This window comes from Luteolibacter sp. (genome assembly GCF_039920825.1).
GTDB lineage: Bacteria > Verrucomicrobiota > Verrucomicrobiia > Verrucomicrobiales > Akkermansiaceae > Luteolibacter.
In genome coordinates, this window is sequence record NZ_JBDSCX010000085.1 from 18550 (window position 1) to 41278 (window position 22729).

Consider the following 22729-nt stretch of genomic DNA (forward strand, 5'->3'; position numbering starts at 1 on the left):
ATTTTCGCAGGAGCACGCTGCTGATGGGCTCTTTCCTTTTCTGAAATTTCTGTTCCCTGATTTTTATGCCAGTCGATTCATCCTCGTTCCACCCCATGCACACCGCTCGGGCCGCGATTCTTCTCCTTCTCGGTCTTAGCTCCGGTTTGTCCGCGGATCCGGTCATCACCGCGACCAAGGATGACGGCGTTGCTGCCGCGACCAGGAAGCCCGGCGGCAGCACGGTGACCTATACGAACACGATCACCAACGCCGGACCTGGAACGGCGACAGGGCTTGAGTTTAAAGATCCCGACATCGCCCACGCGCTTCTTGTTCCGGGCTCGGTCAACGTTTCCCCATTAGCGCTGGATGATGCTTTTGTCGCGGTGGCCAATACCCAGCTCGTCGTCGGCAATGCAACGGCCCTTTCCGGTCCCGCACTTGTCGTGGCGGGAAATGTTCTGAGCAATGATACCGAATTCCTCGGCGACACGTTCAGCATTTCCGTGTTCGATGCGACCAGCCTGCAAGGCGGCACGGTGAATCTCGTCACCAGCGGCGTGAATGCCGGCTCATTTACCTTTGTGCCGGGCGCAGGAGACACCGGCGTCGATAGTTTCACTTATACGATCCGCGACAAGGGCGCTGACGGGATCGCAAACAATGCGGATGATTTGACCGGTGTCGGCAAGGTGACCATCACCATCGGAACCCAAAAGGTCTGGTATGTGGACAGCAGCTATGCGGGGGCTAACGGCGCGAGCGACGGGCGCTCCTCGCAACCGTTCACCTCTTTGACGGCAACCAATGTCAACGGCGCGGCCGGCGCGGGTGATGTGGACGGCCCGAACGATATTATTTACATCCGCACAGGCACCTATGCGGGCGGCATTGTGCTTGAGGCCGGACAAACGTTGTGGGGCGAAAACGAAGCCCTCGTTGTGGATACCTTTTCACTGAATGCGGTAGGGACTGATCCGATCCTCGCGAACGCGGGAGGTGCCGGCGTCACCCTATCAACGGGTAATACCCTCAAGGGCCTCACCATCGGAAATACCAGTAGCAGCAGTTACGACATCGACGGCACGGCTGTTGGGGCTCTGACCGTCAGCAACCTCGCTTGCAGTGGAACCGGCGGATTCATCCGTATCAGCACCAGTGGCGCATTGAATGTGACCTTGGACAGCGCGGTTACGACTGGCGCACCCAGCGCAATTTCTCTCAAAGCTGCCACCGGCACGTTCTCGGTGACCACGGGTTCGATCACTGGCGCGACGGGTGACGATATCTTCATCGATGGCGGGACTGCCAACATCAGCTATGGTGGCACGATCACTAACAGCACCTTCCGTTCGGTCAGCATTGCTAACAAAACGGCCGGCGCTGTCACGTTCAGCGGCCAAATCACCGACAACGCCGGCAGCACGGGCATCCTCTTGAGCGCCAACACCGGAGCCACGGTGGACTTTACGGGAGGTTTGGCCCTCACCACGACTACCAATAACGCGTTCACGGCCACCGGTGGCGGCACCATCACGGCCACGCAAAACAACGGCAGCATTGTGAACACCATCACCGCGACCACCGGTATGGCGCTGAATGTCCAGAATACGACGATCGGAGCCGCAGGTCTGATTTTCCGCAGCATCACTTCCGGAACAGGTGCCGGATCCGCAGGAAGTGGCATCATTTTGGACAGCACGGGAGCCGGCAGCTTCACGGTGGCGGGTAACGGCGGCGCAGCTACCGGAGGAACCCTCCAGCACAAGACAGGTGCGGACGGAGGGAATACCGGAATCGGAATCTATCTGAACAATGTGGCGAGTGTTTCGCTCAGCCGCATGCAGCTCAATGATTTCGACAACTTTGCCATTCGTGGCATCACCGTCGGCGGTTTCAGCATGAACAACTGCACCATCAGCAGCAATGCGGCTGGCAACAGTTGGAACGGCTCCAATGCGGCGGGTGGCTTCAACGAAGGCAGCGTTTCATTCAGCAATCTGACAGGCGCGGCCACGATTTCCAATTCCAGCATCAGCGGCGGCTTCTCTGACAACTTCCGAGTCGTCAACACTACCGGCACGCTCAATCGCCTGACGTTCGACGCGGTGACCATCGGCGCGAACAGCAACGGGGTAGCGGTGGACGGCTCACAGGATCAAGGCAACGACGGAATCACCATCGAGCCGCAGAGCGGCGCCATCATCAACGTCACCGTCCAAAACAGTATCTTCACTTCTGCTCGTGGCGATCTCTTCCAGCTCAACAACATTGGCACTGCGGCAAGTGACCTCATTTTCACCGGCAACACACTTTCCAACAATTACACCCGCATCGCAACTGGCGGCGGCGGGGTGTCGGTTTTCACCAATGGCACGGGCAATTTGACCTTCAATATGAGTGGAAACACCTTCCGCAATGCGGTTGGAGCTGCAGTGCTGTTTGTGAAATCCACCGGAGTGGCAACGCTAGCCGGCACTTTCAGTGGCAATACCATCGGTGTCCAAGGGACGGCCAATTCCGGTTCCAGCGAAGGTTCCGCACTCAAGATCCAGAGCGCGGGCGGCGGCACTGTCACCACCCTCGTTACGAACAATTTAATCTATCAATATAACAATTTCGGCATCGAAATGTTGACCGGCGGCGGTGCAACTCCCCAAAGCGGTAATTTCAATTCCACGATCACCGGCAACACGATCTCCAATCCCGGCACCAATCCCGCTGCCGCCGCCATCGCCAAGAATGGCATCCATCTCAACGGTGGCACCGTGCCACTCGACACCTTCCAAATCGCACTGGACATCGGCGGTGCGGGTGTGCTTGCCAACTCCCTTTCAAATTCCGGCGCGCCCAATGACGCGGCGGCCGGCGGGGAGGACATCCGTCTCCGCCAGCGCCAGGACACCACGGTCCGCCTTCGCGGCTACACCAGCACCCCGGCCGATAATGCAGCGGTTCAAACTTATGCCATCGGACGCAACGGCGGTGACGGCGCCCCCTCGGCGATCGCCTCGAACCAGGTAACCACCGCCTCGGATGGATTCTTCAATACCTCTCCCGCGGGTAGCGCGGTTCCTCAGCCCCTGCTCTTCGCACAGGGTGGCATCGACCGCGTTGTCACTTCGGCAACCGTTAGCATTGAAGCAGTGGTTCCGGTTGGAGAAACCGGGCTTGCTTCTGCAATGGTGGATTCCTCTCTGCCGCAGGGTCGTTCTGTTTCTGCGACCGCCGAACAGGGCATTTCCTCGGAAACGGCGCTTTCACAAGAGCAACTTGATCTCGTCGTTTCCACTGCCATCAACCGCTGGGAACTCACGGGCTTGAGCGAGGACCAGGCCGCACGTTTGCGCAGCCTGAAGTTCGAAGTCTCCCAGTTGCCTAACGGCTACCTTGGCGAGGCTGGCGGGAACAATATCCGCGTGGATCGCAATGCCGGCGGTGCCGGCTGGTATATGGATGCCAGTACTGCGAGTGATGCCCTGTTCGGCACCGCAACGTCCGACACACGCCACTACACCGATCCGACTTCCTCAGCCGCCGGCCGCGTCGACCTCCTCACCACGATCCTTCACGAAATGGGTCACTCCTTGGGACTACCCGATACCTACCGTGTCGAAGACCGCAACAGCATCATGTTCGGCCAGCTCACCACGGGTGAGCGCCGTATCCCTTCGATGGATCAGGCGAAGGATGCCGTTCCGTTCACCGGCAGCCACGCGCACTTCCTCTCGGGTGGCTTGAACCCAATCACCATCGGCGTCCTGCCCGCAGGGAAGTCGGTGATCATCACCTACAAGGTGGACATCGAAAACCCGGTCACGGGTGGTGCCACCCAGATCAGCAGCCAAGGCACCGTGCATAGTACCACCGCAAGCTTCACTGACGTGCTGACGGATGACACGCATCCAAACGATCCAGCCGATCCGGTGCTTGCTGGTGTCGCCGACCCCACCGTCACCCTGCTGGCCGTTCCGCCTTCCGTCACCACTCAACCGACGAATCAAGTCGTCAATCTCGGCAACGTCGCCACCTTCACCGCCGCAGCCTCCGGAGCACCCACCCCGACCGTGCAGTGGCAGATCAGCACGAATGGAGGAGGGGCTTTCTCAGACATCGTTGGGGCGACCTCCACCACGCTGTCCTTCACTCCAATCGCAGGCGACAACGGCAAGCAGTACCGCGCCGTCTTCACCAACAGCGTCAGTACGGCCACCAGCAATGCCGCCACCCTCACGGTGGTAACGCCACCGGTCATCGCAGCCAACTTCGGAGTGGCCACCATCCCGCTGAATGGCACGACATCCCTTACGTTCACCCTGACCAACAACAACCCTGCGACCGCTCTGACGGTTGCCAGCTTCACGGATACTCTGCCTGCCGGGCTGGTGGTGGCAACGCCGAACGGTCTGAGTGGTGGCACGGGCGGCGGCACGCTGACCGCAGTGGCAGGCGCGACAAGCATCAGCCTTTCAGGGACTACGATTCCGGCCGCCGGCTCGGTCACTTTCTCAGTCGACGTAACCGGCACTTCCGCAGGCTTGAAGAATAACAGTGTTCAGATCACCTCCGCTGAGGGCTCTGGCAACACTTCCAATGCCAGCCTCACGGTGGTAGCGCCACCTCTCATCAGCCAAGCCTTCGGTGTCGGATCCGTAGCCATGAACGGCACCACCACGCTCACCTTCAATGTGAGCAATCCGAACACCTCGACTTCTCTAACTGGTGTCGGCTTCACTGAAACGCTGCCCGCTGGTCTGGTGGTCGCGACTCCCAACGGCCTCTCCGGCAGCCTCGGTGGCGGAACGATCACCGCCGTGGCAGGATCGAGCTCCGTATCCCTCACTGGCGCGACCTTGGCTGCCTCGGGCTCCGGTTCTTTCTCGATCAACGTGACCGGCACCACCGCAGGCACCAAGAGCGCAACTACGGGGAACATCACCTCGACCGAGGGCGGCACCGGTGGAAACGCCTCTGCCTCGCTTGGCGTCGTCGCTCCTCCGGTGATGGGCATTGCCTTCAACCCGGTTGCAGTGAACCTCAATGGCATTTCGACCCTCACTTACACGATTACGAATCCGGCCGGAAATCCAGCCACCCTCTCCGGAGTTTCGTTCATGAACACGCTTCCGGCGGGTCTCGTCGTCGCAACTCCTAACGGCCTTTCCAGCACTGCCGGGGGAACCACCACCGCAGTTGCAGGCTCCGGCAGCGTCAGCCTCAGCGGCGGTAGCATTCTGGCTAACAGCAGTGCCACGATCAGTGTCAATGTCACGAGTGGCACCGCCAACACCTACAATAACAGTGTGGCTGTCAGCTCCACCAATGGAGGCACCGGCAATACCGCCAATGCCTCGCTCCTGGTGCGGCCGCCTGTCGATCACTTCGCCATCACCAGCGTGCCCGCCACCGCCACGGCCGGCTCGGCGTTCAATATCACGGTGACCGCTCAGGATCCCGCCAACGCCACCGTCACCGGCTATGCCGGCACCGTGCACTTCACCAGTTCCGATGCTGCAGTTGTCCTGCCTGCTGACGCCACGCTCATCAACGGCACCGGCACGTTCAGCGTGACCCTTAAAACCTCAGGCAACCAAACGGTCTCAGCAACTGACACGGTCACCCCCTCGGCTACGGGCACCTCCTCCAACATCACCGTCAATCCTGCCGCCGTTCACCACTTCGCCGTTAGTAGTCCGGCGACCGCGACCGCAGGCACTCCGATCAGCGTCGGCGTCACCGCGCAGGATCAGTTCAACAACACGGTTACAACCTACTCCGGAACCGCGCACCTAACCTCCACGGATGGCGTCGCGATTTTGCCTGCCGACTCGACTCTGGTTTCCGGCTTCAAGAGCCTCAGCGTCAATTTCTCGACCGGAGGTAACCAGACTGTCACCGCAACCGACACGGTAACGGCTTCCATCACGGGCACCAGCACAGGCATCGTCGTTGCCCCGCAGGCCGACTTGGCTGTCACAATGACCGACAGCCCCGATCCCGTTAGCGCGGCAGGTAATCTTACCTATCTCGTTACCCTCACCAACAACGGCCCGAGCACCGCCGTGTCTCCGTCCGTCTCGCTGCCCACTCCCGCCAGCACCACGTTCCTCTCCGCTGTTCCTTCGGCTGGCACCGCCGGCGGTCCTTCGGTCGGCAGCTCCGGCACCGTAATCTTCACCCCTGGCAACCTCGGCTCGGGAGCTAGCGCCACCATGACTGTCACGGTCAAGGTTGACTCGAACTTTGCCAACAACACCGTCATCAGCGCGACCGCCACGGCCACTGCCTCCACCGGCGATCCGAACGGAGCCAACAATAGCGCGACCGCCACCACCACCTTGGTTCTGAGTGCCGATCTCTCGATCACCAAGACCGACGGTGTCACCACCGCCACCTCCGGCGGATCGGTCACCTACACCATCACCGCCTCCAATGCGGGACCGAGCAACATCACCGGAGCGACCGTCGCGGATGTCCTTCCGGCCTCGCTGACCCCAAATTGGACGGGTGTGGGCGCAGGCGGGGGGACCGGCCCGGCCAGCGGTTCCGGCAACATCAATGCCAATAATATCAACCTGCCGGCGGGTGGCTCCTTCACCTTCACGGTGAGCGCCACTATCTCGGCCTCCGCCACCGGCTCGCTTTCCAACACCGCGACCATCGCCGCTCCGGCAGGTGTCAACGACCCGACTCCCGGAAATAACAGCGCTACCGATACTGATACCCTGATTCAGAGCGCAGATCTCTCGATTACGAAAACCGACGGTGTTGTCAGCGCCACTCCTGGCGGATCCGTCACCTACACCATCACGGCCTCCAACGCCGGTCCCAGCAACGTGACCGCCGCCACCGTCGCGGACAGTCTTCCTGCTTCGATCACCGGCGCCACTTGGACCGGTGTGGGAGCAAGCGGCGGCACTGGTCCTGCGAATGGTTCGGGGAACATCAATGCCACCAACTTGAGCCTACCCGCGGGTGGATCCTTTACCTTCACCGTGACCGCACCGATTGCCCCTGCCGCGACCGGAACGTTGTCTAACACGGCGACGGTGTCAGCACCCGCCGGCGTGACCGATCCGACCCCCGGCAACAACAGTGCGACCGACTCGGACACGCTCGCTCCGTCGGCCGATGTGTCGGTTACGGTAACGGACAGTCCGGATCCGGTGGTTGCGGGGAACAACCTCACCTACACGGTCACGGTGGCTAACAGCGGTCCGAGTTTCGCGGCTTCGGTTTCGCTGAATGACACGCTTCCGGCTGGGGCGACCTTTGTCTCACTGACCTCGCCCGGTGGCTGGTCAAGCACCACCCCGGCGGTGGGTGGGACAGGAACCGTGAGTTCGACCAACGCCAGCCTCGCGCCCGGCAGCGTCAGTTTCACGTTGGTGGTCAAGGTCGGTAGTGGTGTCGCACCGGGCACGGTGATTAGCGATACGGCCACCGTCAGTTCAGTGTCGATCGACCCGACCCCCGGCAATAATTCCAGCACCGCCACGACGACGGTCAGCGCCCAAGCCGATTTATCCATCACCAAAACCGACGGTGTGACGGCGGCGACGCCCGGCACCTCGGTGACCTATACCATCACCGCTGCCAATGCGGGTCCCAGCGATGTCATCGGCGCGACAGTGGCCGATACCTTCCCGGCGGTTGTCTCCGGTGCGACGTGGACCGGCGCGGGTGCCGGTGGCGCCACAGGTCCTGCGAGTGGTTCGGGCAATATCAATGTCAATACGGTGAACCTGCCCGCCGGCGGATCCTTCACCTTCACCGTGACCGCACCGATTGCCGCTGCCGCGACCGGAACAGTGTCTAACACGGCGACGGTCGCCGCACCTGCCGGCGTGACCGATCCAACCCCCGGCAACAACAGCGCGACTGATACCGACACGCTCGCTCCGTCGGCCGATGTGTCGGTCACGGTAACGGACAGTCCGGATCCGGTGAACGCGGGGAACAATCTCAGCTACACCATCACTGTTAGCAATAACGGCCCGAGTTCAGCGGCTTCGGTTTCGCTGAGCAACGCGGTGCCGCCTGGGACAACGTTTGTTTCGCTGACTTCGCCCGGCGGTTGGTCCAGCACCACTCCGGCAGTGGGTGGGACAGGCGCAGTGAGTTCGACCATCGCGAGCCTCGTGCCCGGGACAGCGACCTTCACGTTGGTGGTCAATGTCGGAAACGCTTTGCCACTTGGCATGGTGCTGAGCGACACCGCTACCGTCAGCTCAACTACGGCCGATCCGACGCCAGCCAACAATTCCGGCCTTGCCACGACGACTGTCACCGCAGAGAGCGATCTGGCCGTCACCGTAACTGATAGCCCCGATCCAGTGATTGCGGGGAACAATCTCACCTACACGATTACGGTCACTAACAACGGCCCGAGTGGCGCGACATCGGTCGTGCTGAACGACGTGCTGCCGGCAGGGACGACCTTTGTTTCGCTGACCTCGCCTGCCAACTGGTCCAGCACCACCCCGCCAGTAGGTGGAACAGGCACGGTGAGTTCGTCCTTCGTGCTCCTCGCGCCCCTACCGCCCGGCACCGTCACCTTCACGTTGGTGGTCAAAGTCGGATCGGCTGTGCCTGCGGGCACTGTGCTCAGCGACACGGCCTCTGTCAGCTCGGGCACGACCGACCCGACGCCTGCCAACAATTCGGGCACCGCCACGACGACGGTCTCCGCGCAGGCCGATCTCGCCATCACCATTACCGACAGCCCGGATCCGGTGAACGCGGCTGGGAATTTGACCTACACGATCAACCTGACGAACAACGGTCCGAGCACCGCGGTTTCCCCATCCGTTAGCCTGCCGCTGCCGCCCAGCACGACGTTTGTCTCGGCAACCGCACCTGGAGCTTGGGTCACCACCGCTCCTTTGGCCGGTGGCGTTGGCACCGTCAACTTCAGCGATGTTTCACTGGCCACCGGCGGATCCGCCACCTTCACGGTCGTGGTCAAGGTAGATCTCGCGGTCGTTAACAACTCGATCCTGACTGCCACCGCCACGGCGACCACCACCACGACCGATCCGAACCCGGGCAACAACAGCGCGATTGCGACGACAACCGCGAAGAGCGGCGCGGACCTGCAAATCACCCTGAGTGACAGCCCGGACCCGGTCATCGCCGGAACCGAGCTGACCTACACCCTTCAATTGCAGAACAATGGTCCGCTGGATGCCGACAATGTTTCCATCACCGACACGCTGCCAGCAGGAACCTCCTTTGTCTCGCTGAGCGCTCCGAGCGGTTGGTCAGCCACCACTCCGGCAGTCGGCGCTACGGGGCAAATCACTCTGACAAATCCGCTGGTCGCCAACGGCGGCGCCGCGACCTTCACCGTGGTGGTCAAGGTCGGAGCAGGAGTTCCGAACGGCTTCATCATCAGCAACACCGCATCCGCGACTTCGACCGTCATCGATATCGCACCTGCTAACAACAGTTCGACCGCCACCTCCACGGTCACCACCAGTTCCGACCTTGCGGTTGAAATCACGGGCACGCCGGCGACGGTGCCGAAGGGTTCCAATGTTTCGTTTGCGATCAAGCTCACCAATAACGGACCGAGCAATGCCGATGCGACCACTCTCACCATCCCGCTTCCGTCGCAGATGACCTTCGTTTCCTCGTCGATCCCGAGTGGATGGTTCAAGACCACCCCTGCGGTTGGAAGTGGTGGAAACGTGGTCTTCTCCACCGGAGCGCTTGCTAACGGAAATTCGACGGAATTCACCGTTGTGGTTAAAGTAAAGCCCACCGTGGCTACCGGCAAGATCATCACCACCACGGCCACGGTCTCGTCAATAACCGGTGATCCCGTGGCGGGCAACGACAGCTCTTCCTCGACGGTCGCTGTTGGTACCGTTACTCCCACAGTGGTTCAACCCGTTACCACCGGCATTGAGGTGAATTCTCAAAACGGGCTCTTCGACGTCGTCGTCAACGTGACCAACACCACTCCGGCACCGATCAACGGATTCCGCCTGCATGTGGATTTCAAGGCCTACAAGGCTGCCTATCCGAGCCTGCGACTCTACAATTCCAGCAGCGCGCCGGGTAGTTCCGATGTCTATGTGGACTATCCCTATCCAGTGGCGATCAATGGCAAGGTGCCGGTGAAACTTTCGTTCTACACCAGCACCCGCACCTTCCCGTCGCCCTTCGCTCCAATCCTGACGGTTGAAACGCTTCAGTCGTCACAAGTGTCGGATACCGACGGCAGCGGCGTGCAGCCCCGCCTCGTCAGGCTGCCCGACAAGACGGTTCTGTTGGAATTTCCATCCGTTGTTGGCCACTGGTATCGCGTCCGCTACAGCGCGGACATGATCCATTGGTCGGATTGCCCCGTGCCGCTTCAGGCCGGCACCACCCGGATGCAGTGGATCGACAGCGGCCCGCCGTTCACCAATGTTTCCCCGGCCAACACGCCGAGCCGCTTCTATCGGGTAAACGAAATTCCGAATCCCTGAACCCGCCGGAAGCTAACTGAAAACCGTCAAAACCATGACCGCCCGCATTTCCTTCCTGACCGTCACGGTGCTTAGTGCCGCCGCAAGCTCCGCTCTCGCCGGAAGTCCCGTGAATGAACCTGTCGCCACCGGGGCCGGGGCGATCACCTATGATTCGGCTCCGTCCCGCTGGCGCTTCGGTGCCGGTTACGCTCCGCTGTTAGGGCTCAAGACCGAGTTCAACGGCCTCGGCACCTTCAACCGCAGTTTCGCGGCGCAGCCGACCGGTGGTGGTGTGGACTACGATTACGATGATGGCTTCGTCCACGTGGATTCCTCCAACAATCTGGGCGGTAAAACTTGGAACTGGAGTTATGACAAAGCCGCTCAGTACAATCCCGCGGGCGGTGGATCCATATCCTACACTCTAACCAACAGTCTCGCCGACGCCAGTGCCACGGAGGACGGCGATACCGCCTCGGGTGTCGAATGTTACACCTATTTCGACATGGGAGCGGTCGGCATTTCCGCACTTAAGGACCTCGGCGCGACCTGGGGATTCCGCGGCGGCGTTCACTACGCCCGGGTGAACGTGGACAATCAGTCGATCCTCAATTCCGGGACGCTGGTTCTGACCGACCGCTTCGAGCTCGGTGGCACCATTCCGCCGAAAGCGCCATTTACCGGCTCGTTCGGTGGTCCGGGCCCATTGATCGGCGATTCACCCGACCGGACCACGATCCTCGGTGGACTGGCGTCGGTGTCGGGCTCGCGCGATCTGGACGTTCATCTGACGACGTTGAGCTTCGGCAGTTATCTGGAAATGCCGTTCACACGGAAATTCAGCATGATGCTTGAGGGCGGCCTGAATGCGGCGGTCGCCTCGGGCACCTACGATTTTCAATCCGCCACCACCATTGGCGGTCTCGGAACGCAAAACAGCTCGGGAAAAGACACGGACACCACCATTCTTCCGGGAGCGTATCTCGGACTGGGTGGAATCTATCAGTTGAATCCGCATTGGGCGCTCCATGCCTCGGGTCGTTATCAATACATGGATGACTTCGAATTGGGGGCGAACGGCTCGAGCGCCGAATTGTCGTTCGGGTCGGCATTTATCGTGTCATTCGGAGCGCTCTACTCGTTCTGAAACGCGGCGTCAGACGGAAAATCCGGCCATCGGTGAATGAAACGTCCCGAGCAGGGCGTAACTGCCTGCTCGCATTCCGAACGGATTGCGTTTTGTTGGTCCCCGTTCATTCTTTGCCCCGTCATGCGTCCATTCATCGCGTTTTTCATCCTCGGAATTGTCCCCGCCTTCGCCCTTGAGGCTCCCATCCGCGCACTTTTGGTTTGTGGTGGCTGCTGTCACGACTACGCGAAGCAATCGGTCATTCTCCGCGACGGCATCCAGGCCCGGGCGAATGTCCAGGTGGACGTGATCCGAAGCGAGGATACCGGGACCTCCCCATGGTTCCCGATGTATCAGAACAAGGATTGGGCGAAAGGCTACGATGTGATCCTCCACGACGAGTGCGCCGCGGATGTGAAGGACATGCCTTACGTTCAGAACATCGTCGATGCCCACAAGAACGGCACTCCCGCGGTGAATCTTCATTGTGCGATGCATTGCTACCGGACGGGGACCGATCTCTGGTTTGAATACCTCGGCCTGCAGTCGAGCGGCCACGGCTCGCAGCTTCCCATCGGCATCGATTTTAAAAATGCCGATCACCCGATCACCAAGGGTATGGCGGATTGGACCACGATCGGCGAGGAACTCTATAACAACGTCAAACTCTTTGAGAAGGCCAAGCCACTTGCGCTCGGCAACCAGAAACAGCAGAACGGCAACACCGACACTTCCGTCGTCGCCTGGACGAATGACTACCACGGCACCCGCATCTTCAGCACGACCCTCGGCCACAACAATGAAACCGTCTCTGACGAGCGTTACCTGAATCTGGTGGTTAGAGGCTTGCTTTGGAGCTGTGACAAATTGAAAGCGGAATACCTCAAGCCATATGTCGGACCCGCAGGGCACTTCGAGGTGATTGCTCCAAAAATTGCCGAAGCTCCGACTGATTCGACATTCGTCTCGGTGAAGGCATCAGGCACCCAGGATATCAACTGGCCATGGAAAGCGGTCGATGGCGCTCTCGATACACGTTGGTGCGCTGCGGACGGATCGTTTCCGCAGTGGTATCAGTTCGAATTCGAAAAGCCCCGCGCGCTAACGGGACTCAAGATCGTCTGGGAGAGCAAGAACAACGCCTATCGTTACAAGATCGAAGGCTCCAAGGACGGCAAGGAGTGGATATTGCTAACAGACGCTGGCGACAATCAGAAGGGCGGAGAAACCTCGGCGGAATTCGCGAAGGCCGAGGTGAAATTTGTCAAAATCACCTGCACCGGAACCTCACAGGGCGGCTGGGCCAGCATCGTCCAGATCACCCCGCAGGGCGATGTCGGCGAACTGACCACCAAGCGCAAGGACGCGAATGAGAAGAAGGAAGACCCGTTGGCCAAAGGCGGAAATGTCCGCCCTCGGATTTCCAAACTCAGTGCCGAACAGGAAGCGGATGTCCTGAAGGATGTCAAAGTCGCGGAGGGTTTCGACGTGAGTCTTTTCTCCACTCCTTCTTCGGCGAACTATCCGGTCTATGTCGCATCCTCTCCATCGGGCGATCTTTACGTCGCGTCGGATGGCAACGGGTCGCTGGGTCGGGATCCCGATCGGGGAAGGATTGTTAGATTACGCGACACGGACCATGACGGGCGCGCGGACGAGGTCACCGAGTTCGTGAAAAACGTGGATTCGCCGCGCGGCATGGTTTGGGATCATGACCGTCTCTACGTCGTGCATCCGCCCGATGTGACCTGCTACATCGACTACAATGGCGATGGTCAGGCGGACGAAGAGCAAACCTTGATTAAGGGAATCGCCTTCGGATTCAAGGATCGTTCCGCCGACCATACCACCAACGGCCTGAGCCTCGGAATCGACGGCTGGCTCTACATCGCCGGCGGGGATTTCGGATTCATGGATGCCGTCGGAACCGATGGCAAACACCTGCAGCATCGCGGTGGCGGCGTCATCCGATTTCGTCCGGATGGCTCGGGCCTTGAGTTGTTCGCCGATGGAACACGCAACATCCTCGGTACGCCGATCAGTCCGTTGCTCGACATTTTTGCCCGTGACAACACCAACGACGGCGGAGGCTGGGACGTACGGTTCCATCACTTTACCGGCCTCGAGGATCACGGCTATCCGCGGCTCTACATGAACTTCGGCGATGAAATCATCAAGCCGCTGGCCGACTACGGCGGTGGCTCCGGCTGCGGATCGCTTTATCTATCAGAGCCTGGCATTCCGACGAAATGGAACGATGCCCCGCTCACTTGCGATTGGGGAACCAGCGCGCTCTGGCATCACACCGTCGAGCCGCAGGGAGCGACGTTCAAGGAGACCACCAAGCCGGAGGAATTGATCCACATGACCCGCCCGACCGATGCGGATGTCGATGGAATGAGCGGAATCTATCAGGCGAGCTGGAAGGGCGCGACCTTCACTTGGGAAGGGCCGGACGTCGGCTACATCGTCCGCGTCGTGCCGAAGGGATACGTCCCCGAGCCGCTGCCGGATTTTGACAAGGCAACCAACGCGGAACTGGTGAAGCTGTTGGAATCTCCCAGCCAGGTCCGCACCCTGGAAGCTCAACGGGCGCTGCTGCGGCGTCCTGGTGGTTCGACTTTCCGCGCCTTGCTGGCATTTGCCGGAAATTCCGACAAACCGCTGCCCGGCCGTGTTGCCGCGCTGTATGCATTGACCCAACCCTTGGTGAAGAGCGACGGCGATGCGGTGCTGATGGCAGCGGTGTCCACCCTCGCTGCCGATCCCAAGCTCCAGCGTTTTGTCTTGCGCGCTTTGGCGGATGCCGGACTCGCCCCTATTTCAGAGGGCAAAACCACCGCGCCGGTCGATCTTTATGTCAACGGACTGAAAAGCACCGATCCGAGAACCAAACTCGAAGCCATCATCGGTGCCACGCGCCAGAACATGATTGGCCTGGCTCCGCAGATCGCAGCCTCTCTGGGAGAACCAGACCCGGTCATCGCGCACACCGCCTTCCGCTCGCTCTCGATGTTGAAAGCGGCCGATGCCTGTTTCAACGTGGTGGACAGCAAGGATGCCACTCCCGCGCAGCGCACCGGTGCCTTGCGTGCGCTCATGCGCATCCATGCTCCCGAAGTTGTCCAAGGTCTGATTGATCGGCTCGCGACGACGGCCGAGGCCACAGCGCGGGCAGAAATTCTATCAGCCTTGTGCCGCCTTTACTTCCACGAAGGCGAATGGAAAGGGGATTCGTGGGGAACTCGTCCTGACACCCGCGGGCCATACTATCAGCCGGAGCGCTGGAGCGAGACTGCCAAGATCGAAATTCTGCTCAAGGCCGAGCTGGAACGCTCCTCCCCGGAGAATGCTCCCGCCTTCATCCGCGAGCTGAGCCGGAACCGCATCGAGTTCAACGAGGCCTTCGAGCGGATCGTGGCGCTGGTGAAGGAAAAGCCCGCGCTGCTGCCGGATCTGGTGGACCAGATCGCCACCTTGAGCACCATCCCACCGAATGGGATTCCCTATCTCGTCACCGCCGTGCAAGGGGATTTGTCCGCTCTAACAATTTCAAAGGCGGTCGCCATACTGGCCAAGACCGACTCGAAGGAAGGTTGTGTGGCATCGCTCGGCGCCTTGGCGAAACTTTCCGAAATGAAGGGCTCGGAGAAGCAACTCGATTTCGCGAAGGTTGCCTTCCTCGGTGCGCCGAAACTTGAAAATCACCATCAGTTGCTGGAGGACGAGGCGGCGAAAATGAGCGGGCTTGCCTCGCAATGGGCGGATTGCGGATTGATGGCTCTCAGTGCCCGCAAGGATGGCAGCCCCGAAGCCCGCGAGCTTTCAAAGAAGGCTTTGGACCACGGTTGGGAGGATTCGAGACGTCGGGTGCAAATATTGATGGCGATCCGTTTGACTGGTTTCCACGGCATGGATGAGCAGGTCCGCGCGGCGATGGAGGATGGCGACGCCACGGTCGCCGCAGCGGCTAACGAAACTGCGAAGGGCCTGAAGTTGGAGAAAAAAGGCGAGGATAAGACACCGCTCGTTTCAACGCTCAAACCCGAGGATGCCATTGCCGAGGTCATGAAGACGAAGGGTGACGTTGGACTCGGTGAGCAGATGTTCACCCGCCAGTCCTGTGTGACGTGCCATGCCGTTAGTCTCGATCAGGTGCAGAAAGGACCCTATCTTGGAAACATCGCGAAGACTTACAACCGGGGAGATCTGGCAGGGAACATCATGGATCCGAACAAGACCATCGCCCAGGGTTTCGCCACCGAGATGTTCACCTTGAAGGACGGCACCCAACAGATGGCCTTCGTCACCTTGGAAAGCGCTGACGAGGTCAAAGCCCGCAACATCGCCGGACAGGAATTCGCCTGGAAAACCGCGGACATCACCAAGCGTGAAAAACTTCCGATCTCGATGATGCCGCCCGGCCTTGCCGGCAACATGACGGTCCGCGAGTTCGCCAGCTTGTTGGATTATCTGGAATCGCTTTCGAAGAAGTAGTGGTCTCCGACACATAGCCCACCACTTCAGTGGTGGGTTGATCGCCAGTCGGTATTAAGTCCTCTTGGGGACGAAAGAACGTGTGCGGTCCAACGGGCTTCAACAGTTCTGTCGTCCCCAAGGGACTTGACCAGCCTTATGATTTCGTCCCACCACTGAAGTGGTGGGCTATGTGTCGGATGTGGCGCGGGGCTTTTCTAACTGGTCTAATGAAAGGGAAGAACGGCGCATCGAGGAGAGCTTGGCTTGCGGCAACCGATCTAACGTAGATGATCGGCGACGCGCGACGAACTATTTCTCCGGTGCAGCAGGAACCGTCACCGCCGACGGCCTGGCCTTGATCGCATCAAACAGTGACTTTCCGGTTTCCTTCTGATGGCGGATCGCCAGGCCGGCGTAGAACGCGATGACGGCGAGAACCACGAACAAGAAGGTCGCTCCGAAACCACTGCCGCCCGACGGGGCCGGAGCATAGGAAGGGCGGGGCGATGGCTTCGGCGGTGCGGCTGGAAGCTCCGCCTCGCGGGAGATGGGAGATGGCGTGAGCGGCTTCTCACGGTTCAATGCCTCGAGTTCCTCATCGGACAGCATGAAATCAAAGGCCACATCGCCGATTCTCACGGTTGCCCCGCTGCGCAGCGGAACCACTTCGAGGCGGACGCCATCGAGCTTGATGCCGTTGGTGGAGCCGATGTCGTGAAGCTCGTAGCCGCCTTCCACACGCCGCATTTCGGCGTGTTTGACCGAGACCGAACCGGAGTCGATGGCGATGTCATTCTCGCTTCCGCGGCCCAGCGAGACCACCTGGCGGTCCAGTTGAAAACGGTAGGGCTGGGCATTTTTCTCAGGGACGGTGATCGTAACGCGAGGCATGTAGGTAAAACGATGAGGTTCCGCCGTTTCTAGCGCGAATCGTCCCCGATTTGCACGAAATTTTCTCAACTCCTAGAGCGAGAACGTCACATGGACGACGACGGCGATGGTTTCTCCGCCGCCGAGCGTGGGAGTCGGCGAGAATTTCCACAAACGGGCGGCGACCACGGCCGCTTGGTCCAGTTCGCCATTTCCGCTGCTGCGGTAGAGCGAGGTGGATCCGGCCGATCCGTCGCCGCGGACTTGGATCAACACGGCGGCTCTGCCAGTGATTTTCGCCGCTTTCGTTTTGGCGGGATAGCGGGGTGGCGGGGCTTGCAGGAGTTTTGGTGGGGAAACCGACTTGGCGCGTTTCCCTCCGGAGCCGTGGCCCGCACCGGATTTTCCGGAGCCCGATTCTCCGGCACCTTTGGAGGAGGATTTTCCGTTGGCCGATGCAGAAGACGTCGCTTGGGAAGTGCCCGTTGTTGCGGAGGTGGGCCGTGATGCGGGAACGGAGGAGATCAATTGCATGGGCGCGATCGGCGGCAGTTCGATCGTTGAAGCCAGTTCGGGAAACACCGTGACCGGCTTCCGCACCGATGCGGTGAAGGCAACCGCCGGCGGTTCGGGGGATTCCGGCGGACTCTCGGCGGAATTTCGGGAAGAGAGATTCATTTCAAAATCCGAGCCGCCGGATGATTCTCCTATGTCTCCTTTTTCACCGAGACCGGGGTTGATCAAGGTCATGGCTCCGACGATCAACGCCGCGCAAAGATGAAGGCCCAGCGAGCCTAACAAACTTTTCCCGGCCCCCGTGGACCGTCTCCGCGCTCCTGAAAGCGGGACGCGCAAAACCTCCGGGAGTGGAACTCCCGAAGGTCTTTTAACCAACGGCTTCAGGGAACAGGGGATCATTCGTTGGCGGTCAATGCCCGCCCAGTGATGTGGGTTTGTAACCTCCGTCTTTGGAAGGGCCACCGAAATCGAAACCGAAGATCAGCCAACCTTCGAAGTTTGGCGCTGAGTCTGTCAGGCCGCCGAGGGTGACGAGGTCTAGGTGGGTGTTGGCAGTCGGCCGCCACTGGAATGAAGGGCCGAGGATGAACTCCGATTTCTCATCCGTCACGTGCGACCATTTCGCTTCCGCACCGATCGAGAAGCAGCTGTCGACGATGGTTTTTGAAATCCCTCCCGAGACGGCGAATTCATCTGTCCTGTCACCCCATACCTGGGTTTCATGGATGAGGTTGGCACCCCAATGCCAGCCTTGGCCGAAGTCATCACCGAAAAGAATCTTGGACTCGAGGACATCGCTGCCCTCATGGGCGAATGCGTATTCGACATAAAGCGCGGGGTTGAGCGGGATCACGTCCCAATCGGCGAACGCATAGCGGAGTTCAACGGCGACTTCGTCCTGTTGCCAGCCTTTGTCGTCCGTGTTGTCGTGAATCGCCTTTTCATAGACGTCTAACTGCATTCGATAGGGAAGGCCCAATTCAAATTCGGTCTGCGAGCGTTGGGTAACACGGCCACCGTCGTAGGTGCGGCCCCGATACCATTGCTCGACTCCCATTTCCCAAGGATCCTTCTGCACGTAAATCCGGGTGAGGCTGAAACGGCGCTGTTTCACCCATTCCGGTTCTCCGTTCACGCCATCGGGTTTGTCTTCCTCCAGAGTGCCGCCACTCACCATCACGTCGCCGACCACAGGCGGCGATACGGCGCTTTGAGCGGAGGCGGAAACCATGGGAATGGCGGAAGCGGCGAGGCAAAATGCGAGCGAGCGGTGTTTCATAGGAGCGGTTCAAACGAAATGCCCCTTTGAAATCTTTGAACAAATTTCGGGAAATTTTCATTCCCCAACCAACGACGATCACTTCTTCCGCTCGACCACGCAGGTTTCCAATTTCACGTCGCCCTCGATGACCGTGTCGTTCTTGGTGATGCCTTTGAACGTCGAGTTGTAGATGCGGATGCCGCTGATTTCGGAACCCGGAAAACCGTTCACATCCAGCACCCGCTTCGCATTGTCGACCGTCATGTTTTCGATGATGACGTTGCGCACGACCGGTTTGTGCGGGCCATTCGCGCCTTCTTCATAGCTGAAATCGATCTGCAGCGCCGCGTCGCGAACCGTGCCGACTTTCACATTTCGGACGAAAATATTTTCCACAACGCCACCACGCACGGCGTTCGATTTGAATCGGATGGCTCGGTCGAGATCCGGGCTGTCCATGACGCAATCCTCGACAAAGACATTTCTGGCACCCCCGGAAATTTCGCTGCCAATGGTCACTCCGCCGTGGCCGTCCTTCATGGTGCAGCGGCGGACGATGACATTCTCTGTTGGGATGCCGATGCGGCGACCATCGTTGTTGCGCCCGGACTTGATGGCGATGCAATCGTCACCGGTGTCGAACACGCAATCCTCGATCAGAACATCCTTGGAAGCCTCGGGATCGCAGCCGTCGTTGTTAGGGCCATGGCTTGAAATCCGGACACCTCGCACGGTCACATTGGTGCTGAGCACGGGATGCACCTCCCACATCGGGGAGCGGACGATGCGGACGCCTTCGATCAGGACGTTGCGGCATTTGAAAGGTTCGATGAAACTCGGGCGCAGGTAATCGTTCACGCCGAACCTGCGCTCCTCCACCGGTGTTCCGTCCGCCACCATTTCGGCGAGACGCTTGCGCGCTGCGTTCTGGGTTTTCGCGGGCTTTCCTTCGCTGTCCTTCGAACCTTTGGTGGACCACCAATTGCCTTCCTCCGCCTGTCCGTCGAGGGTTCCTTCACCGGTGACGGAGATGTTTTCCGCCTCGAACGCGTAGATGAGCGGCGAATGGTTGTAACATTCCATGCCTTCGAAAAACGTGCGGACCGCCGGCTGATAGGCATTCGGGTCCGTCTTGAATTTCAGGGTCGATCCGCCTTCGAGATGCAGCTCAATGTTGCTCTTCAGGTGGATGGGACCGGTGACATACTCGCCCGCAGGAACGATGATGCGACCGCCGCCGGCGGTTGATGCGGCTTCGATCGCTTTTGTGATCGCTGCACTCGAATCCGTTTTTCCATCTGCCGCCGCGCCGAAGTTCATGATGGAGAATTCGCGGCTCGGAATCACCGGCGGCTTGATGCGTGCGAGGATCTCCGGCATCTGAGCCCATTCTTTCGCCAACGACGGCTTTGCTTCCATCGAGGCCTTGATTTCGTGGGTCGCCGACATCGGCAGATCTAGCAGCTTTTGCAATTCGATGCCCGCGAGGATCAACGGGCCGACACCCTTGAGATCGTTGTCCACGATCGGCTCGCGCAGGTAATAAGCATATGAACCGTCGCGACCGGAACCCAGTCCGGCGACCGAGCAGCAGCGGGTCAGTGAGATTTTTCCGTCTGCATCTTTTTTGATCAGTTGATCGATGATGCCGTTGTAACCTTTGATGATGGCTGGAATGTAGTCGCGTGTCAGGTAGCCGTGGTTCACCGCCTTCGCCATCGAATAGACAAACATCGCGCTGGCGGTGGCTTCGAGGTAGTTGCCTTCCTTTCCGCCCTTGTCGAGCACCTGCCACCAGAGCCCGCTCGCCGGATCCTGATGTTTCACGATGCCGTCGCTGGTTTTTCTAACGAGGGAAATGATTTCAGCTCGGCCGGGATGATCCTTCGGTAGGAAATCGAGCACATCCACCTGAGCCATCGCCCACCAGCCGGCGGCGCGGCCCCAGAAATTCGCGGAAAGGCCGGTGGTCTTGTCCGCCCAGTCCTGTTCGCGCTTTTCGTCCCAACCGTGCCAGTAGAGTCCGCTCTTCGCATCGTAGAGATGCTCGTCGATCAGGCGGAATTGTTTCACCACGTCGTCGAGATCGGCGGCGGGGCCTTTGAAATCCACCGTGTATTCCGTATAGAACGGCGCGCCCATGAACAGGCCGTCCAGCCACATCTGCCAGGGATAGCGCTGCTTGTGCCAGAAACCGCCCTGGCTGGTGCGCGGGTGGGTATCCAGTTGCTTGCGTAACAAGGCGGCCGCCTTTTGATAGCGTTCCTCTTTGGTTAGTTCGTAGAGCGCGATGACCGTCTTGCCGGGAGCGACGTTGTCGATGTTGTGCTCTTCCGGCTTGTAGCCTTGGATGCTTCCATTCTCGCTGATGAAGGAACCGATGGCATCCTTGCTGAAATCAACATAGTCGGGCGTCGGAACTTTTTCGTTCAGCTTGAGCAGCGACAAGGTGAAGAGGCCGGCGGTGTAATCCCACTTCACGCTGCGGCCCTCGCGCCAGGCGAGTTTGTCGCCGAGTCGGGAGATTTCCGAGTCCGCCATGCGCACGGACCATTGCAGAGGTGTCGCGCCATTGAAGTCCTTGGGCGCGGCCTTGCAGCATAGGGTGCTGGCGAGCAAGGCGACGATGGGCAGGACGAGTAGGGATAATGATTTCATGGGTTGGGTTTCCAGATTTCTTTGGCACTCAGGACTTTGTTCGCGTCGGCCAACGTGGCGGCTTCGGTGGCTGTTAGCTGATGTGATGCCGCGTGACGGTGGCTGATGTCCAGTGGCTTGTCGTCCGGAGTGGTGCTGTTGAATTCCTGAAAGCGGAGACGACTGGTGTCATTGCCGGTGATCAGCCAGCCTGCGTCAGGAATGTGCGGGCCCATCCGGCAGTTGATGAAGGCCACTGCGCTGTCGGGGAAGCGATCGGCATCGATCCGTGCGAGCCAGTTCTTTTTGACGCCTGGCGCGGCGGTGAGTTTGCAGTTGGAAAAGATGAAACCGAACTTGTCCGCCGGGTTTCGCGACGTGACGTAGTAGCCATCGTGCATCGCCTTCAGTTCGCAATCTTCGAAAAAAGTGGTGCCGTGTCCCCAAATGAAATCCACGTCGCCCTCGATATAACAATCGGCGACATAAATGCTGCCGTTGAGCAGCAGGGTGTCCTGATAGCTGGTGATGTCGCAGTTGCGCACGGTGCAGCGAAGACCCTCCATGCGAAGCGCCTCGGCCTGCGATCCTGCATAGGGAGTGGTGTTGCGGAGGGTGAGGTTTTTGATCGTCACATCGTCCGAATCCACGCTCAGGAACGGACGTCCCATGCGGCCGGGGTTCAACTTGTCGTTGTTGCGTCCGGAGAGAATGGTTTTTTTACGATCCTCACCGATCAGCCGGATCCGGTTTCTACCAGGACCGAGGGAGGTGATGGAATCGTAGGTGCCATTGCGGATATGGATCTCAAACGGTGTCTGGTTGTCCTCAGGCACATAGTCCACCGCGCCCTGGAGTGTGCGGAAATCGCCGTGATCGTCCGGCGCGACTTCTATCCGGGTTTTACCCTTGGGCAGCGGAGGGCGTGTGGCAAATTGCCAGTTGCCGTTAGAAATTCCCGGAAATTTTTCTCCGCTTGCGGATTGGAACACGCCGGGATCGACGACGATCGAAAACGCGTTGGCCGCCTCGGCATCCAGCACGTGCGAGTGGAGTTGAACGGTCACCGTGGCGCCTTCGATCCGGAAGGGTTCGTAGTGCAGTTGTTTGATGCCATAGGAATTCGTTTGAGGATTTCCGGCGACGTCAACCGTGTCCACCACCTTGCCATCGCTGTTTCGGATCACCTTCACTTGGCCTGCGGTCCCGAGCGCCACGTTTTCGTTAAACGTGAAACCCAAGGGTGTGTCCGGGCATACGGCCGTGGCCCCACTGGAAGGATTGCGCCGGGTCAATGACAGCTCCGCATGTGACGGGCGAGCGGTGAGAAGCAGAGCGCCCGATGCAAGCAGCAGCGGACGAAGCAGGGTTTGGGAGCGCATGACGCTTCGA

8 protein-coding genes are annotated in these 22729 nt (G+C 59.8%); 3 read left to right on the forward strand and 5 right to left on the reverse strand.

Annotation, left to right across the window (positions count from 1 at the left end):
- Positions 1–95 precede the first annotated feature (95 nt).
- The 3 genes from ABIQ96_RS24870 (at position 96) to ABIQ96_RS24880 (ending at position 16068) form a co-directional block, all read left to right on the forward strand.
- Positions 96–10460, forward strand: coding sequence for an Ig-like domain-containing protein (locus ABIQ96_RS24870; protein ID WP_348217363.1), 10365 nt, complete (start codon positions 96–98; stop codon positions 10458–10460).
- A 34-nt stretch (positions 10461–10494) separates the two neighbouring features.
- A complete protein-coding gene (locus ABIQ96_RS24875; RefSeq protein WP_348217364.1) occupies positions 10495–11589 on the forward strand; it encodes a hypothetical protein in 1095 nt (364 codons plus the stop codon).
- A gap of 123 nt (positions 11590–11712) precedes the next feature.
- Entirely contained in the window at positions 11713–16068 is a 4356-nt protein-coding gene (locus ABIQ96_RS24880) for a ThuA domain-containing protein (RefSeq protein ID WP_348217365.1), read from the forward strand.
- A 291-nt stretch (positions 16069–16359) separates the two neighbouring features.
- Here the strand turns inward: ABIQ96_RS24880 and ABIQ96_RS24885 are convergent, their stop codons facing one another.
- From ABIQ96_RS24885 to ABIQ96_RS24905, 5 genes are all read right to left on the reverse strand, one after another.
- Complete coding sequence (locus tag ABIQ96_RS24885) at positions 16360–16941, reverse strand: FHA domain-containing protein (protein ID WP_348217366.1); 582 nt, start codon at positions 16939–16941, stop codon at positions 16360–16362.
- A 72-nt stretch (positions 16942–17013) separates the two neighbouring features.
- On the reverse strand, positions 17014–17670 hold the full coding sequence (locus ABIQ96_RS24890) for a TonB family protein (RefSeq protein WP_348217367.1): 657 nt from the start codon (positions 17668–17670) through the stop codon (positions 17014–17016).
- Positions 17671–17848: 178 nt separating this feature from the next.
- Positions 17849–18718, reverse strand: coding sequence for a hypothetical protein (locus ABIQ96_RS24895; protein WP_348217368.1), 870 nt, complete (start codon positions 18716–18718; stop codon positions 17849–17851).
- Between the two features lie 78 nt (positions 18719–18796).
- The gene (locus ABIQ96_RS24900; protein ID WP_348217369.1) at positions 18797–21358 is read right to left on the reverse strand and encodes a glycoside hydrolase family 88 protein; all 2562 of its coding nucleotides are present in this window, start codon (positions 21356–21358) and stop codon (positions 18797–18799) included.
- The gene (locus ABIQ96_RS24905; RefSeq protein WP_348217370.1) at positions 21355–22719 is read right to left on the reverse strand and encodes a pectinesterase family protein; all 1365 of its coding nucleotides are present in this window, start codon (positions 22717–22719) and stop codon (positions 21355–21357) included. Before ABIQ96_RS24905 ends, ABIQ96_RS24900 begins: the two co-directional genes overlap by 4 nt.
- Positions 22720–22729: the final 10 nt, after the last annotated feature.